The 14,597-nt window shown below is 42.4% G+C and carries 12 protein-coding genes; 6 read left to right on the forward strand and 6 right to left on the reverse strand.

What is annotated here, in order from left to right:
* The first annotated feature begins 18 nt into the window (after positions 1–18).
* Positions 19–1,083, forward strand: coding sequence for a glycosyltransferase (locus MKO06_RS02375; protein WP_241550740.1), 1,065 nt, complete (start codon positions 19–21; stop codon positions 1,081–1,083).
* Here MKO06_RS02375 and MKO06_RS02380 read toward each other — a convergent pair.
* Both MKO06_RS02380 and MKO06_RS02385 read right to left on the reverse strand, forming a co-directional pair.
* A complete protein-coding gene (locus MKO06_RS02380; protein ID WP_241550741.1) occupies positions 1,021–2,100 on the reverse strand; it encodes a sensor histidine kinase in 1,080 nt (359 codons plus the stop codon). The two genes, MKO06_RS02375 and MKO06_RS02380, sit on opposite strands and share 63 nt — an antisense overlap.
* Complete coding sequence (locus MKO06_RS02385) at positions 2,100–2,783, reverse strand: response regulator transcription factor (RefSeq protein ID WP_241550742.1); 684 nt, start codon at positions 2,781–2,783, stop codon at positions 2,100–2,102. Before MKO06_RS02385 ends, MKO06_RS02380 begins: the two co-directional genes overlap by 1 nt.
* 175 nt (positions 2,784–2,958) lie before the next feature.
* Here MKO06_RS02385 and MKO06_RS02390 point away from each other — a divergent pair, with 175 nt between their 5' ends.
* The 4 genes from MKO06_RS02390 (at position 2,959) to MKO06_RS02405 (ending at position 9,350) form a co-directional block, all read left to right on the forward strand.
* Positions 2,959–5,754: a TonB-dependent receptor gene (locus tag MKO06_RS02390; RefSeq protein ID WP_241550743.1), complete on the forward strand. Its 2,796-nt coding sequence runs from the start codon at positions 2,959–2,961 to the stop codon at positions 5,752–5,754.
* Positions 5,755–5,813: 59 nt separating this feature from the next.
* Positions 5,814–7,784: a hypothetical protein gene (locus MKO06_RS02395; protein WP_241550744.1), complete on the forward strand. Its 1,971-nt coding sequence runs from the start codon at positions 5,814–5,816 to the stop codon at positions 7,782–7,784.
* Positions 7,785–7,950: 166 nt separating this feature from the next.
* The gene (locus MKO06_RS02400; RefSeq protein ID WP_241550745.1) at positions 7,951–8,292 is read left to right on the forward strand and encodes a T9SS type A sorting domain-containing protein; all 342 of its coding nucleotides are present in this window, start codon (positions 7,951–7,953) and stop codon (positions 8,290–8,292) included.
* Positions 8,293–8,375: 83 nt separating this feature from the next.
* Complete coding sequence (locus tag MKO06_RS02405; protein WP_241550746.1) at positions 8,376–9,350, forward strand: LuxE/PaaK family acyltransferase; 975 nt, start codon at positions 8,376–8,378, stop codon at positions 9,348–9,350.
* Between the two features lie 173 nt (positions 9,351–9,523).
* Here MKO06_RS02405 and tyrS read toward each other — a convergent pair whose 3' ends face one another.
* Complete coding sequence (gene tyrS, locus MKO06_RS02410) at positions 9,524–10,819, reverse strand: tyrosine--tRNA ligase (protein ID WP_241550747.1); 1,296 nt, start codon at positions 10,817–10,819, stop codon at positions 9,524–9,526.
* A gap of 80 nt (positions 10,820–10,899) precedes the next feature.
* On the opposite strand from tyrS, the gene MKO06_RS02415 reads away from it, so the two are divergent.
* The gene (locus MKO06_RS02415) at positions 10,900–11,928 is read left to right on the forward strand and encodes an NAD-dependent epimerase/dehydratase family protein (RefSeq protein WP_241550748.1); all 1,029 of its coding nucleotides are present in this window, start codon (positions 10,900–10,902) and stop codon (positions 11,926–11,928) included.
* Here MKO06_RS02415 and MKO06_RS02420 read toward each other — a convergent pair.
* The 3 genes from MKO06_RS02420 to MKO06_RS02430 are packed head-to-tail and all read right to left on the reverse strand — an operon-like array spanning position 11,915 to position 14,509.
* Positions 11,915–12,463, reverse strand: coding sequence for a DUF4296 domain-containing protein (locus MKO06_RS02420; RefSeq protein ID WP_241550749.1), 549 nt, complete (start codon positions 12,461–12,463; stop codon positions 11,915–11,917). The two genes, MKO06_RS02415 and MKO06_RS02420, sit on opposite strands and share 14 nt — an antisense overlap.
* Positions 12,435–13,778 (reverse strand): dihydroorotase, encoded by a 1,344-nt coding sequence (locus tag MKO06_RS02425; RefSeq protein ID WP_241550750.1) that lies wholly within the window; start codon positions 13,776–13,778, stop codon positions 12,435–12,437. The genes MKO06_RS02420 and MKO06_RS02425 overlap by 29 nt, the downstream gene beginning before the upstream one ends.
* Positions 13,778–14,509 (reverse strand): polyprenol monophosphomannose synthase, encoded by a 732-nt coding sequence (locus MKO06_RS02430; protein ID WP_241550751.1) that lies wholly within the window; start codon positions 14,507–14,509, stop codon positions 13,778–13,780. The genes MKO06_RS02425 and MKO06_RS02430 overlap by 1 nt, the downstream gene beginning before the upstream one ends.
* Positions 14,510–14,597: the final 88 nt, after the last annotated feature.

Raw genomic sequence — 14,597 nt, forward strand, 5'->3', positions numbered from 1 at the left:
GTAAGATAACAAATGCAAATGCGAAAAAAGAGGATTTTGGTGGCCCCTCTCAACTGGGGACTTGGCCACGCCAGCAGGTGTGTCCCGGTAATCACCAGCCTTCAGGACATTGGCTTTGAACCGATTATAGCCTCAGACGGCGATGCTCTTGAATTGCTGAAGCTAGAATTTCCCGATTTAACCCATATCGAATTGCCTTCCTATAATATCCGTTATCCGAACAAAGGCGAAAATATGAAGCGCAAATTAATGCTGGAGACTCCCCGGATCCTTAAGACCATAAACCAGGAACGCAAAATAACCGAAGACCTTGCGAGCAAACTCGAACTAGAAGGAATTATATCAGACAATCGATGGGGTGTACGTTCGAAAAGGCTTAAAACCAACGTTTTCATGACCCATCAACTCAACGTGCTTAGCGGCTCCACTACCTTCCTGAGCAGCTTTATTCACCGGCAGTATATCAAAAGGTTTGATCAGTGCTGGGTTCCGGATTTTGAAGGAACTGAAAACCTAAGTGGCATCATGGGACATCCCACCAGTGATCCACTTCCGGTAAAATATATGGGAGTTCTTAGTCGGCTTAAGAAAAGAGAGTTGCCGGTGACCTATGATTTCGTGGTTTTGTTAAGTGGGCCCGAACCTCAACGCACAAAACTGGAGCATATACTTTTACGAGAATTAGAAACAATTAGGTCAAGGGTTCTGTTTGTTCGTGGTAAAATAACCGAAAAGAAAGAAATCAATTCCCGGAATCGAAACATACACATTCAGAATTACCTTTATGGAAAATCACTGGAAGACGCACTAAATTCAACTAATTTTGTGATCTCCAGGCCCGGATATACTACACTAATGGATTTATCGAAATTGGAAAAAAAAGCATTTTTCATTCCCACACCCGGGCAGCCGGAACAGGAATATCTTGGCAGAAGGCTTTACCAGAAAAACATAGCGCCTTTTTGTAAGCAGGATGAATTTCGATGGAAAAAGATCGAAGAAATTGAAGCTTACCAGGGCTTAAGTGATCTCGGGAATAGCGTGAGTTTCCAGGATCTCTTCGCTTTTTTCGAGAGTGAATGAGAATTCGCTACCCACACCAAAAACGCTTTCCACGTAGATCTTCTCTCCATGGGCCTCGAGTATATGTTTCACGATAGAAAGCCCAAGACCCGAACCTCCTTCCTTACGGGAGCCGCTTTTGTCTACCCGGTAGAAACGTTCAAATAATCGCGGAATATTCTCTTTCTCGATACCTTCCCCGTTATCGGTAACCCGAACGATCACCTTATTCTTAATGAGATTTTCGATACTTATCTCGGTGGTTCCGCCTTTCTTTCCGTATTTGATGGAATTAACTATGAGATTGGTAAGCACCTGCTGTATACGCTCCTTATCGGCCCGAACCAGGATAGGCTCTTCATAGTCGGTATCAAAAGTGAGGGTAATATTCTTTTTGGCGGCTTTCATTTCCAAAAGATCGAAAGAGGCTTCGATCAATTTCACGATATCAAAAGTTTCATACCTCAGGTGAAGGTCACCGGTTTCAAGCTTGGTGATCATATCCAGGTCCCTGACTATATAAATAAGCCGTTCCACACCCTTACTGGCCCGGGCCAGGTATTTCTTCCGCACAGCTTTATCCTTATGAGCACCATCTAAAAGCGTAAGAATATATCCCTGGACGGTAAAAAGAGGGGTTTTCAATTCATGAGATACATTTCCCATAAATTCCTTTCGGTAGGCTTCCCGTACTTTTAAGGTTTCGATCTCCAGCTTTTTATCTTCGGCAAACTTTTTTACCTCCTGGGTAAGTGTGGACATATCGGTAGTTACCTGAGTTGGACTAAGGGTAGTTGAATCCAGCAGGGAAACATTGTCGTACACTTTCTTGATTCGGCGATAAATAAATCGTTCCACCCTAAACTGGATTATCATGAACGTAAAAAGGTAACTAAGAAAAACGAACAGGATCAACCACGGAATCGAAAAATCGATTTCAAAGTACATAAACAGCATCATCATTACGGCAAGAAAAAAGCTTATGTACAGCGATGTTCTTACAGCAAACCTATATGAGCGTTTAAATTTTTGCGCCATTAAACCACAAACTTATAGCCTACTCCCTTAATTGTTTTTATCATATCATCTCCAATCTTCTCACGCAATTTCCTGATATGAACATCTATGGTTCGGCCACCAACCACGATCTCATTACCCCATACTTTATCCAGTATATCCTCTCGTTTAAAAACTTTCCCAGGTTTGGAGGTCAATAGAGAGAGCAGTTCAAACTCCTTCCTGGGAAGGGCCATCTCCTCTCCATTCTGGATGATCTTGTATTCTTCCCTGTTAATGGTGATACCACCTAACTTTACAATATTCTCTGTTGTGTTTTCCTCTCGATATCGCCTAAGCAGGGCCTTTACCTTACTCACTAACACCTTTGGTTTAATTGGTTTGGTGATATAATCGTCTGCCCCGGCATCAAATCCTGCCATTTGAGAATAATCTTCACCACGGGCGGTAAGGAAGGCAATGATACAATTCTCCATATCGGGTATCTTCCTGATTTGCTCACAGGCCTCTATCCCATCCATTTCGGGCATCATCACGTCCAGAATAATTAAATGGGGCTTATGCTTTTTTGCCATTTTAACGCCATCGGCACCATTGTCGGCAGTAATAACATTGTAACCTTCAGAAGACAGGTTATACCCCACTATTTCAAGGATATCCGGTTCATCGTCAACCAAAAGGATTTGAATTTCTTTTTTCTTCATAATAGGTAATACTGTGGTTAAGCGTACGTAAAATTAACCAATAATTTGAATTATAAAGGGCTTAACGCATTAGTAACATTAAACTAACTCTTTAATGATGAATGGTTAATTCTAAGGTAACATGTTCCAGAAATTCCCGCACTTAATTTGCAGCGAGATATAATTGCAAACAAAAATGAAAAAATTCCTAAGTCTAACATTTTTATTATTCTTTACCAGTATCCTCTTGGCACAGGAAACCACCGGATCTATAGCCGGCCTGTTATCAGACCGCGAAATGGAAGGTGAACCACTGCCATTTGCTAATGTGTTAATTAAAGGAACCTCTAAAGGTACCACATCAGACTATGACGGGCTGTACATGCTGAAAAATATCGAACCAGGAACCTATACCCTGGTTTTTAGTTTTGTAGGTTACGAAACCCTTGAAGTGCCCGATGTGGTTGTGGAGGCCGGAAAGGTTACCGAAGTAAATACCGAATTAGGCTCCAGCGCCGCTTCTCTTGATGAAGTATTGATCACCACTGTTTCCAGAAGAGATTCTGAAGTAGCCTTGTTATACGAACAAAAGAACTCTGTAGCGGTCGTTGAAAGCATCGGTTCTGTAGAGCTGGCTAAACTTGGAGTGTCTGATGCTGCTACCGCCACCACCAAAATTTCGGGAGTAACGGCCAGTGAAGCTTCCGGAGACCTTTTTGTAAGAGGTCTGGGCGATCGCTATTTATATACAACCCTTAACGGACTCCCAATTCCATCAGACGATGTGGAACGTAAAAATATCGATCTTGGCCTGTTCCCTACCCGAGTGGTACAGAGCGTGGGCATCAGCAAGACCTATTCCAGCGAATATTCAGCAGACCAGGCTTCAGGAACGGTTAATATCAATTCCCGTGAACTGGTAGGAACCGAGCTTCTTGATATTGGATTACAGGCGGGTATCAATACCAATGCGGCTGGAGAATTCAGCAACTTTAAGGTATCTCCTAACCAGGATGATGTCTTTTTCGGTTTTTATGACCAGGCAGTGCCAATCGAGCATAGTTTGAACAACCAGACCTGGAACACTCAAACCGATCCATTCCCTATGAACAGACGGTATAATATTACCGGCGGAAAGAAATTCGGCGAAGACCTTAAGGTTCTTGTAAGCCTTTCTCAATCGGCAAGATTCGAATACAACAAAGGGATCTTTCGTGAATACCGAAGTAACAACCTGTATGACTTTTTCTCAGACGTAGAGAACTATTCAAAAACCGACAATACAACCGGTTTACTGGATATCAAATACGAATGGAACGATAATAACGAGATCAAGGCAACCAGTTTGTTCATCAACAAACTTACAGACGAGGTTTTCGAAGCAGGTAGAAATGGGGAAGGTGTGGTTTTTGAAGAAACCGGGCCTGCCGAAAACCTGAACCAGTTCATTCGCGACCAGAACATCAAACAAACCAGGCTTTGGGTGAATCAACTTCATGGTTATCACCAAATGTGGGACGGAAAGAACGAACTGGACTGGGCACTTGGCTATAATCTTGTGGACGCCGATGAGCCAAACAGGATACGTAACGAGGTAAACTTTGATGGGGACGATTTTGTACAGCTAGGACGTATGGGAGGTTATCAGCAGCGTAAATCATCCCAGATCATCGACGATGTTGAATTGAACGCCTACCTGCAGGATAAGTTCAATATCGATGTAGATGAGGAAGCCGGTAAGAACATATTTGTCCAAGCTGGAGGAAATTACCGAAATAAGGAACGTGATTTCATCTCTCGCTTCTTTGGAGCAGATGAAGTTGTGCTTAACAGCGTGAACCCAACATCTATAGACGATCTCTCTTCGGTTTTCACTACTGAAAACTTCGAGAACGGAATTCTTGACTTCAACAGGCTAACTCCAGACCGCTATAATGCCATCCTGGATTCATATGCCGGTTTCGCCAATTTCAACTACGGCAAAGGCAAATGGAACATCAACCTGGGAGCAAGATACCAGTATGACAACCTGGATATCGTATTTGACGTAAATAACTATCCGGTTAATGCTCCTGAATTTTCATTTAACAATTATGAGAATATTTATCCAAACCTGAATATCAAGTTCTCTCCAAACGAGAATTCAAACATCAGGTTTGCTGCCAGCAGGACCATCACCTTACCAGAGTTTAAGGAAATTGCTCCTTTTGAGTATGTTTCTCAAACCGGGCAGATCACTCGTGGTAATCCAAATCTAAATGCTTCTACTAATACCAATTTTGACCTTAAATACGAACTGTTCCCAGATTCAGGTGAATTGATCTCGCTTACCGGTTTCTACAAGCGTATCACCGATCCTATCAACAGGGTTCAGGACAGAGGTTCAGCAGGGGTATTCTCATTCTTCAACGCGGGTGAGGAAGCCAATATCTTCGGAATAGAACTGGAGACCAGGCTGGATGTTATCGAAAGTGAGTCTGAAGAAGGACTGGACCTGGCCATAGGCTTTAACGCCTCCAGGATGTGGCATAAGCAGGACCTTAGAGAAGTATATAACGAAGAAGGAACTTTTATAAGAACTTTCCGATACAACGGGAAGACAGAGATAGGACTTCAGGGAGCATCAGACTGGATCTTTAACGGGTCACTGAATTTTGCTACTGAAACCGATAATCCTTTCAGGGCATCACTGGTTGCGAATTATGCTTCAGACAAGATCTTCGCTCTTGGAGCACCAGAGGTACAGACTCAAACCGATGTATTCTATAACGATGAGATCGTGGAAAAAGGATTTGTTACTCTGGACGCGATCATTTCGAAGCAATTCAACGATAAGTGGGAACTGGAATTCAAGGGGCAGAACCTTCTGAATCCTGAGATCGAAAGATACCAGGCGATCAGGCCAAGTTCTACAGGCATCGAATCTACCGAAACCGTACGATCTTATACCAGGGGCGCCATCCTGAGTTTAGGAGTTAATTACTCATTCTAATAAATGCAAATTCAATTTATCAATAATCAATTAAGAACTCGAAACTTAAATTTAAAACAATGAAAAATCTATCAAGAAAATTCCTTTTAGGACTTGCCGTGAGCTTCGGCCTGTTAACCACAGCCTGTAGTGATGACCCTGTGATCGACCCGATCGATGAAGGTGGAGAACTTCCACCGCAAGAGAACACTGAACTGAACGGTTCCGTAAACGAAGACAGAACCCTTGATCCTTCTGAAACCTACAGCCTTACCGGGGTACTTTCAGTAGAAGCTGGTGTAACTTTAACTATTCCTGCCGGAACCAGGATCGTAGCCGATAATGATACAGATGCTACCGACGTATATATCGTGGTACAGCAGGGAGCAGATATCGAGATCAACGGTACTGCTGCTTCACCGGTTGTAATGTCGGCCGCCAGCGGACAATCAGGAAGCTGGGGTGGATTGGTGATCGCCGGTAACGGTGTAACCACAGAAGGTGTTGGTGCAGTTGCCGAAGTTGGTGGGATCATCTATGGAGGAAACGACACCAGCGACGATTCTGGATCTATCAACTACCTGGTACTTTCTGATGCCGGAGCTCAGATCAATGCTGAATCTCAGTATAACGGACTTTCACTTTATGCAGTGGGATCCGGAACCAGCATTCAGAATGTTGCGATCCTGAACGGAGCCGATGATGGAGTTGAATTCTTCGGAGGTTCGGTTTCTGTTACCAACCTGTATCTTGAAAACAACGAAGACGATGCGGTTGACTGGACAGAAGGCTGGAACGGTACCGTGAACAACACCTATGTTCTTCATACCAATGCTAACTTCTCTACCGCAATCGAGGCAGATGGAGTGGATAACAACCCGAAATTCAATAATTTCACCGCTGTTTCTACAGTAGGCGGAATCGCCCTTCAGTTCAAAAAACAGTCGGGAGCTAATATTAGCGGACTTTCTCTTTCTGGGTACGATACTACTATCGATATTCCTGAAGTTGGAAGAACCGATCTTTCAAATATCGTACTCAATGGTGAAACAGCTGACCCGGATAATGACTATAATGTAACTCCTACTGTTGATGCATCAGATTTTGACTGGATCACCAACAGAGGCCAGGTTTCTGTTCTACCAGGAACCATCGACAATAACTTCAGTCTTGACGCTAATACAGAATATGTGATCACCGGGGTGGTTTCAGTAGAATCTGGTGCAACCCTTACCATTCCTGCAGGAACCAGGATCACTGCCAGAACCGACAATGATGAGGATGGGACCAACATCTACATGGTTGTTCAAAAAGGCGGAATGATCGACATCCAGGGAACTGAATCCAATCCTGTTGTAATGTCGGCCACTTCTGGTGTTTCCGGAAGCTGGGGTGGACTTGTGATCGCCGGTAACGGCGTGACAACCGAAGGTATCAATGCTACTGCCGAAGTTGGCGGGATCATTTACGGTGGTGATGATGTTGAAGACAATTCGGGATCTATCAGCTACCTGATCATTTCAGACGCCGGGGCTCAGATCAACGCCGAATCTCAATATAACGGACTTTCACTTTACGCAGTGGGTTCAGGAACCAGCATTGAAAATGTGGCTATTCTGAACGGTGCCGATGATGGTGTTGAGTTCTTTGGAGGATCGGTTTCTGTAACCAACCTTTATCTTGAAAACAACGAAGATGACGCCGTTGACTGGACCGAAGGATGGAATGGAAAGATCACCAATACCTACGTACTACATACCATCGAAAATTTCTCTACGGCTATAGAGGCCGACGGGGTGAACAATATGCCAGAGATCGAAAACTTTACAGCTGTTTCTGAAACAGGAGGAATCGCCCTTCAGTTCAAAAAACAATCTGGAGCTAACATCACGGGGCTTTCATTGAGTGGATACGCCACTGCTATTGATATTCCTGAAGTTGGAAGAACAGACCTATCTGGAATCCAGATCGAAGGAGCTAACGCTTCTCTTGATATGAGCTATGAAGCTGAAGCTACCGTAGACGTTGAGATGTTCGACTGGGTGAACTAATTGGATTTGAATTTTAAATTGTTGATTAACAACAGTTAGCCGTTACGAAAAAGGCCTGCAAAAGCAGGTCTTTTTTATTGGAACGTATTTTAAAATTTTATATTATTTCATTGGCAGGATTTTTGAAATTTTATTTGTATGTTTGTCTAAATGTCTAATTAACAGGATGAAGCACAAGTACTTACTATTCTTCTTACTTATTGGTTTCCTGATGATTGCCTCACCGGCAACAGCTCAGGAATCTGCTCGTGCTCAACAACAACGTACAGAAACTCCTATTGAGGGACTTTCTATTTATCCAAACCCGGTTACCGGTGGAAAGGTTTATATCTCGTCTACCAAAAACCAGGATAAGATCATCGAAGTTTACAATGTATTAGGCAAGGCCGTGCATAAGACACGCATCAGGGGAAAAGAAATGGATGTTTCCAACCTAACCCCTGGAATTTACATTCTAAAGATACAGGAAGGAACTGCTAAGTCTACCCGAAAACTGGTGGTCAAGTAATACCTTTCGAGATTGAATATTTTAAAGCTTCTGTTCCAGAGGCTTTTTTATTGCGTAAATTTGAACCAAACTTTCAGATTTTCATGCTTACAGAAAGAATCTTCCAGATCTCCAGTGAACAGGAATTTAATTCGGTTTGTATGGAGGTTTTTAAGTTCCAGTTTGAAAATAACCCGGTTTACGGTCAATTTTGCAGGCTGTTAGGCAAGAATCCTGAAAATGTACGCTCCATTAAGAAGATTCCCTTTTTACCCATAGAATTCTTTAAAACCAAAAGGATCCTTTCAGAAGATAAAGATCCTGAGATCATTTTTACCAGTAGCGGTACCACCGGAAACCAGACCAGTGAACACCTGGTAACCGACTTAAATATCTACGAAAAAAGCTTTCTGGCAGGCTTCGAAAAATTTTACGGGCCGGCTTCAGATTATATTTTCCTGGCCCTGCTTCCCTCCTACCTGGAAAGACAGGGTTCGTCGCTTATCTATATGGTTGATAAGCTTATCAGGAAATCTGGTGATCCCAACAGTGGCTTTTACCTTGACGACCTGGATTCGCTTACCCAAAAACTGAAGGAGCTGGACTCCCAAGGAAAAAAGGTAATTCTCATAGGTGTTTCATTTGCCCTGCTCGACCTGGTAGAGAAGACTTCCTTCAATTTGAAGAATACCATCGTTATGGAAACCGGTGGCATGAAAGGTCGCAGAAAGGAAATGATCAGGCAGGAACTTCACGAAAACTTAAAAAAAGGTTTTGGGGTGGAAAGCATTCACAGCGAGTATGGAATGACCGAATTGTTGTCCCAGGCTTATTCTACCGGAAACGGCATTTTTGAATGCCCTTCATGGATGAAGATACTTATTCGGGATCCCGAAGACGCCTTAAGTCTTCAGGCAAAAGGAAAAACAGGTGGGATCAATGTAATTGACCTGGCAAATATCAATTCCTGCTCCTTTATCGCCACGCAGGACCTTGGAAGAATTTCAGGAACTCAAATCGAGATCCTGGGAAGGTTTGATAACAGCGACATTCGAGGCTGCAACCTCCTTGTTCTTTAAAGCAGAAAAAAATTAAAATTTCTTGTAAAGATTCAGAAAGTTTCACGACCTATTATATAGCAAATATGATGACACTCAATTCATTATATTTTGCAGGCTAAGTGAAATTTTTCATATTAGATTGGTTAGTTAGTTGCAAACCCCTTAGGCGCCCGCTTAAGGGGTTTTGTAATTTATACTGCCCTGATGATATAGGTATTCTTCTTCCCTTTATTCAGGATCACGAACTTTCCATTTATCAGGTCTTCTGAAGTAATCGTATAATCCTCCTTCACCTTTTCTTTATTAACCGAAACCGAATTCTCCTTTAAAGCTCTTCTGGCTTCTCCGTTAGAATTCAGAAATCCGGTTTTGGCCGAAAGAGCACCAATCATGTCCAGCCCGTTTTCGACCTCCTCTTTGGAAACCTCGGCCTGCGGTACGCCTTCAAAAACATCCAGAAAAGTAGCCTCGTCCAGTTTCCTGAAATCTTCTGCCGTACTTTTTCCAAACAACACCTGTGAAGCGGTTAGCGCATTCTCATATTCAGCTTCTGAATGTACCATGGTCGTCACCTCTTTCGCTAACACCTTCTGAAGTTCTCTTTGATGCGGAGCTTCCTTATGTTTACTAACGATCTCCTCGATCTCTTCCCTGCTTAAAAAGGTAAATACCTTGATGTATTTTTCGGCATCTTCATCACTGGTATTCAACCAGTACTGATAGAACTTATAAGGCGATGTCCTGTTCGCATCCAGCCAGACATTTCCGCCTTCGGTTTTTCCAAATTTAGTACCGTCTGCCTTGGTGATTAGCGGGCAGGTAAGTGCATAACCCTTTCCGTCGCCTATTCTTCTAATAAGTTCTGTTCCGGTGGTGATATTCCCCCACTGGTCGCTCCCACCCATTTGAAGCGTACAGTTCTTTTCCCTGAAAAGATGAAGAAAATCATATCCCTGTACCAGCTGATAGGTGAATTCAGTAAAAGACATACCTTCAGCAGCTTCAGATGAGAGCCTTTTTTTCACCGAATCCTTAGCCATCATATAATTCACAGTGATATGTTTACCTACATCCCTGATAAAGCCCAGGAATGAAAAATCCTTCATCCAGTCGTAATTGTTGACGAGAACTGCAGCATTTTCGTTGTCTGAATCAAAATCCAGGAAACGGGAAAGTTGTTCCTTAATAGCATTCTGATTATGTCTCAGGGTTTTTTCATCAAGGAGATTACGCTCTGCAGATTTACCAGAAGGATCTCCAATCATCCCGGTAGCGCCACCCACCAGCGCATAAGGTTTATGCCCGCATAGCTGAAAATGCCTTAGCATCATCACGCTTACCAGGTGACCAATATGAAGGGAATCTGCCGTTGGATCTATCCCTACATAGGCAGAACGCATATTTTCCATTAAGTGTTCTTCGGTTCCGGGCATGGCATCATGCAGCATTCCTCTCCAGGTAATTTCCTCAACAAAGTTCTTTTCCATATTTAAAATTTCAGATAAAAACAGCCGTAAAGATACCATAAAGCTTTATTTTTCCTAAGTGCTTTAGCTATATTTACCGCATGATTCTTGTAACCGGCGGTACGGGTTTAGTTGGTGCGCATCTTCTATATGAGCTAGCGCAGGATCAGGATCGTATCCTGGCCACTAAGAGGCATTCCAGTAATATCCAATCGGTAAGAAAAGTTTTTGGATATTATTCCGATCCAGAAAAAGCCGACAGGCTTTTTGAGAAGATCAAGTGGGTCACCGCCAGTCTAACCAACATACCTTCGCTCACCGATGCGTTTGAACGCGTGGAATATGTATATCACTGTGCAGCCCTTATCTCCTTTGATCCATCAGATGAAAGAAAATTACGGAAGATCAATATCGAGGGAACGGCCAATATCGTAAACCTCTGTATCGCCAAAAATGTAAAAAAACTATGCTATGTAAGCAGTGTTGCTGCAATAGGCGCCAACCTGAACGATGAACCTGTAAACGAATCTTCGAAATGGAATCCGGAAGCCCATCATAATGATTATGCCATTTCCAAGTATGGAGCAGAGATCGAAGTTTGGCGAGGCACCCAGGAAGGTGTGCCAACGGTAATTGTCAATCCGGGTATCATAATTGGGCCAGGTTACTGGGATAGCGGCAGCGGAAAGATCTTCAGCAGAATTGATAAAGGCTTAAAATATCATTTTCCAAAAGTTAGCGGCTTCGTAGGTGTAGGCGATGTGGTTGATGCCATGCTGAAATTGATGCATTCGAACATCAAAAATGAGCAATTTATTCTGGTCGCAGAGAATCTTAGCTTTGAGAAGGTACTGAAAGATACCGCCAGGCTGCTGGACAAGCCGGAACCTTCAAAAAGATTGACCAAATGGATGGTAAGCCTGGGCTGGATCTTTCAAAAAATAGGCAGCTGGTTTGGAATGCCCAGACAGATCACCCGGGAATCCATTAGCTCGCTGTTTGGAGAGACCCGATACGACAATTCTAAAATCAGGGAAAGGCTTCAGTTTGATTTTACCCCGATAGACCGGGTACTGGAAAAGACGGCTTCCATTTATAAAAAGGAGAAGCAAGAGTCTAATCCTCTATAGAGTCCAGTCTTTTAAATTCCGGCGGAGGAGGCATTAAACTATCTCCTGATCGCTTAAGTGGTGATTTAAGACTGTCCTGATCTACATCGAGGCTATCTCCAATTTTATTCAGTGAATCTTTTTTGGCAAGTTTAATACTGTCTTCGATCCTGATCTCTATATCACGAATCGAGTCCAGTTTGGATTTCATGACCTGCAACCTGATCTTCACACTATCATACATGCGCTCATATTGCTGGTATTGATCGGCGTAATAAGCATTACTCCTTTTGAATTGAAGACTGTCTATCCCGAATTTTTCATAGATATAGACCTCAGGGTCGATTCCTGTTTGTTCCAACCGGGACTTATCATAATTTCTGGCTGCATGAACCAGGGATAGTTCGGTAAGAACATCTATCATCTTATCTTCAGGAATAAGATCTTCTGGTTTCTCTACCTTTTTCACATCCTGGCAGGATATAAGGAAGCTTAGAAAAACCAGAAAAAATATTTTATGTACAGTTTTAACGATCAAAAGTAAGTTGTTCAGCATTTTTGGAAAATGGCTGATGTTTAAAATTCTTATAAACCAGCTTTCCATTCACGAAGGTATGGGTCACCCTGGATTTAAAAGTGGTTCCTTCAAACGGAGACCATTTACATTTTGAAAAGATATTATCGGTTTGAACTGCCCAGGGTGAATTTAGATCTACCAGAACAAGATCTGCCTTATATCCTTCTTTTATAAAACCTCTTTTTTCGATATCGAACAAGATGGCCGGATTGTGACAGGCCTTCTCAACGATCTTTTCGAGGGAAATCTTTCCCTGATGATACATTTGCAATAATGCCGGCAGCGCATGCTGAACCAGTGGCCCACCACTTGGGGCCTTGGTGTAAACATTCTTCTTTTCTTCCTTGGTATGAGGAGCATGATCTGTAGCCAAAACATCCAGGTGATCATCAAGCAAACCCTGAAGTAGGCCTTCCTGGTCTTTTTTAGTCTTTACCGCAGGATTCCATTTAATATAGGTTCCTTTTTTGGCATAATCTGAATCATTGAACCAGAGGTGATGAATACACACCTCGGCAGTGATCTTCTTTTCTTTTAATGGCTTTTTATTGGTAAAAAGGCTTAATTCCTTCGCAGTAGACACATGAAATACATGTAATCTTGCACCGGTTTTCTTCGCAAGTGCAACTGCTTTAGAAGAAGACTTATAACAGGCTTCCTCACTGCGAATCTTCGGGTGCAGCTCGATTGGAATATCATCGCCATATCGATCTATGCATTCCTGAAGGTTCTTCTTAATCGTATCCTCATCCTCGCAATGTGCAGCGATAAGCACCGGAGACTTCTTAAAGATTTGCTCCAGCACCTTTTCATCATCTACCAGCATATTCCCGGTAGAAGAACCAAGAAATAGTTTTAAGGCAGGCACTATTTTAGGATCGATATTCTCAATATCAGAAAGATTGTCATTAGTTCCGCCGAACATGAACGAATAGTTCGCATAGGAAGTTTCAGATGCGATACGCAATTTCTCCTCGAACATTTCCATGGTGGTGGTTTGAGGAAGCGTGTTAGGCATCTCGATAAATGAAGTAATTCCTCCGGCTACCGCAGCCCGTGAACCCGTTTCGATATTTTCCTTATGGGTAAGTCCAGGTTCTCTGAAGTGAACCTGATCATCTATTAGTCCAGGCAGCAAATAAGTACCTTCTGCATCGAAGATATTTACATCTGGCGATTTGGCACTGATACTATCAGAAATTTCGGTAATGATCCCATCTTCAATAAAGACGTCTCCTTCCTGGATCTTACCTTCATTAACAATCTTTGCGTTCTTTATTAAAACCTTTTTCATCAAACTTTTATCTGGTTAAACAGACTTTTCAATTTCATTTTTATAACTCCAAAAACAGCTTCCGAAATTATCGATCCACTCATTTTGGAGGTACCTCTTGTTCTATCGGTAAAAATAACCGGAACTTCTACTATTTTAAATCCTAAAAGATGAGCCTTGAATTTCATTTCGATCTGGAAAGCATAACCTACAAACTGAATCTTATCAAGATCTATTGCCTCAAGGACTTTTCTTTTATAACAAACATAACCGGCCGTGGTATCCTGAATATCCATCCCGGTAACAAATCGCACATATCGAGAAGCAAGCCAGGACATCAAAACCCGGTTCATTGGCCAGTTGATCACATTTACACCCGTGATATACCTGGATCCAATTGCCACATCGGCATTATCTCTTTTACAGGTATTATATAACCGAATAAGATCGTTGGGATTATGGGAAAAATCGGCATCCATCTCAAAGATGTATTCATAATCCCGTTCCAATGCCCACCTAAATCCATGAATATAAGCGGTTCCAAGCCCCAGTTTTCCCTTTCGCTCTTCGACATGTAATCTCCCGGGAAATTCGGCTTTCAGGGTTCTCACCCTTGTAGCAGTACCATCAGGAGAATTATCATCTACCACCAGAATATCAAACTTTCGCCGCTGAGAAAAAATATTCCTTATTATGCGCTCGATGTTCTCTATTTCGTTATAAGTGGGTATAATGATTATCCCCTTTACCATTCCCGATAATTTTGCACAAATGTATATAAATTAAATCTTCAAAACTCGATAATCCAACACCGGATTACTGGTCAAAATTTTACATTTG

The sequence above is a fragment of the Christiangramia oceanisediminis genome (genome assembly GCF_022570735.2).
Lineage (GTDB): Bacteria > Bacteroidota > Bacteroidia > Flavobacteriales > Flavobacteriaceae > Christiangramia > Christiangramia oceanisediminis.

Excerpts from the sequence above, each read along its gene's own strand:
- MKO06_RS02375 (WP_241550740.1), top strand. The coding sequence starts at position 19 with ATGCGAAAAAAGAGGATTTTGGTGGCCCCTCTCAACTGGGGACTTGGC.
- MKO06_RS02380 (WP_241550741.1), bottom strand. The coding sequence starts at position 2,100 with ATGGCGCAAAAATTTAAACGCTCATATAGGTTTGCTGTAAGAACATCG.
- MKO06_RS02385 (WP_241550742.1), bottom strand. The coding sequence starts at position 2,783 with ATGAAGAAAAAAGAAATTCAAATCCTTTTGGTTGACGATGAACCGGAT.
- MKO06_RS02390 (WP_241550743.1), top strand. The coding sequence starts at position 2,959 with ATGAAAAAATTCCTAAGTCTAACATTTTTATTATTCTTTACCAGTATC.
- MKO06_RS02395 (WP_241550744.1), top strand. The coding sequence starts at position 5,814 with ATGAAAAATCTATCAAGAAAATTCCTTTTAGGACTTGCCGTGAGCTTC.
- MKO06_RS02400 (WP_241550745.1), top strand. The coding sequence starts at position 7,951 with ATGAAGCACAAGTACTTACTATTCTTCTTACTTATTGGTTTCCTGATG.
- MKO06_RS02405 (WP_241550746.1), top strand. The coding sequence starts at position 8,376 with ATGCTTACAGAAAGAATCTTCCAGATCTCCAGTGAACAGGAATTTAAT.
- tyrS (WP_241550747.1), bottom strand. The coding sequence starts at position 10,819 with ATGGAAAAGAACTTTGTTGAGGAAATTACCTGGAGAGGAATGCTGCAT.
- MKO06_RS02415 (WP_241550748.1), top strand. The coding sequence starts at position 10,900 with ATGATTCTTGTAACCGGCGGTACGGGTTTAGTTGGTGCGCATCTTCTA.
- MKO06_RS02420 (WP_241550749.1), bottom strand. The coding sequence starts at position 12,463 with ATGCTGAACAACTTACTTTTGATCGTTAAAACTGTACATAAAATATTT.
- MKO06_RS02425 (WP_241550750.1), bottom strand. The coding sequence starts at position 13,778 with ATGAAAAAGGTTTTAATAAAGAACGCAAAGATTGTTAATGAAGGTAAG.
- MKO06_RS02430 (WP_241550751.1), bottom strand. The coding sequence starts at position 14,509 with ATGGTAAAGGGGATAATCATTATACCCACTTATAACGAAATAGAGAAC.